The organism is Oleiphilus sp. HI0043, from assembly GCF_001634935.1.
Genome location: NZ_LWEY01001637.1, coordinates 1 through 1,137, shown reverse-complemented (window position 1 = coordinate 1,137; position 1,137 = coordinate 1). Strand labels below are relative to the sequence as shown.

The window sequence follows — 1,137 nt, the reverse complement described above, 5'->3', positions numbered from 1 at the left end:
GGATTTACCTACAGCAGGGGCTATCATGATTTTCTCGGCGCAACGTAATATTCTCGATATCGTCAATTACTTTATGCACTTCTTTATTGAAGAAAGCTGTGGCTACTGCACGCCATGCAGAGTCGGTAATGTGTTTTTAAAGAAAGGGCTTGAGAAAATCATGCTCGGCCAGGGCGAGAGCAAGGACCTGGAGTCTTTGCAAAGCCTCGGCAATACCATTATTCAAACCAGTCGCTGCGGGCTTGGGCATACGTCCCCTAAACCTATTTTATCGACAATTGAAAACTTCCCTTTAGTGTACGCGGCATTACTAAAAGACCACCCGGATGGTCGTCAGGCAGGTTTTGATATTCAAAGTGCATTGAATGAATCGCGTATTATCGCTAAACGGCGATCGATTATTTTGACCCGCGATACGACCATGACGACAGGGAGCAAAAATGATGAACCAAGAAGAAAAGCGACTTAGCTTTACCATCGACGGCAAGAAAGTCGAAGCCCTTGAGGGGCAGTCGATAATGTCTGCCTGTGAGGCACAAGGTATCTACATTCCTCGGCTATGCGATTCTGAAGGCCTTGTTCCCCAAGGTAGCTGCCGAGTTTGCTCTGTCAAAATGAATGGCCGGGTCGTTGCCGCCTGCACACAACCTATCGAAAACGGTGCAATTATTGAAAATGAAAGCCAGGAAGTAACAGGCTATCGCAAAGATTTGGTCAGAATGTTATTTCATGAAGGCAATCATCTCTGTCCTATCTGCGAAGCTAGTGGACGCTGCGAACTACAAGCAACCGCCTATCGCCTTGGTTTGTCTCAGGCATCAGACTTCCCATACTTACAGCCCTCACGCCCGGTTGATGCTTCGCACCCGGATATCGCATTAGATAACAACCGCTGCATACTCTGTGGCCGTTGTATTCGAGCCTCACGAGACGTTGACGACAAGCATGTCTTTGAATACGTGGGTCGCGGTATCCATAAACGTATTGGTGTGAATGGCGACTGCCTTGCTGATACCAATGCCGATATTAACGACTATGCCATGTCGTTAGAGGTTTGTCCGGTTGGCTGTATTATTCGAAAGAACGATGGCTTTTTCGCCCCCGTTGGCGAGCGTCAATACGACAGCCATATAATTG

2 protein-coding genes are annotated in these 1,137 nt (G+C 47.7%); both read left to right on the top strand.

Going from position 1 to position 1,137, the window contains the following annotated elements:
* Positions 1-469, top strand: a 469-nt coding sequence (locus A3729_RS24875) for an NADH-ubiquinone oxidoreductase-F iron-sulfur binding region domain-containing protein (RefSeq protein WP_304439756.1), incomplete at its 5' end; no start/stop codon positions are given.
* Positions 441-1,137 (top strand): 2Fe-2S iron-sulfur cluster-binding protein (locus A3729_RS24870; RefSeq protein WP_068634394.1); only part of this gene is annotated, 697 nt, incomplete at its 3' end. The genes A3729_RS24875 and A3729_RS24870, both read left to right, overlap by 29 nt.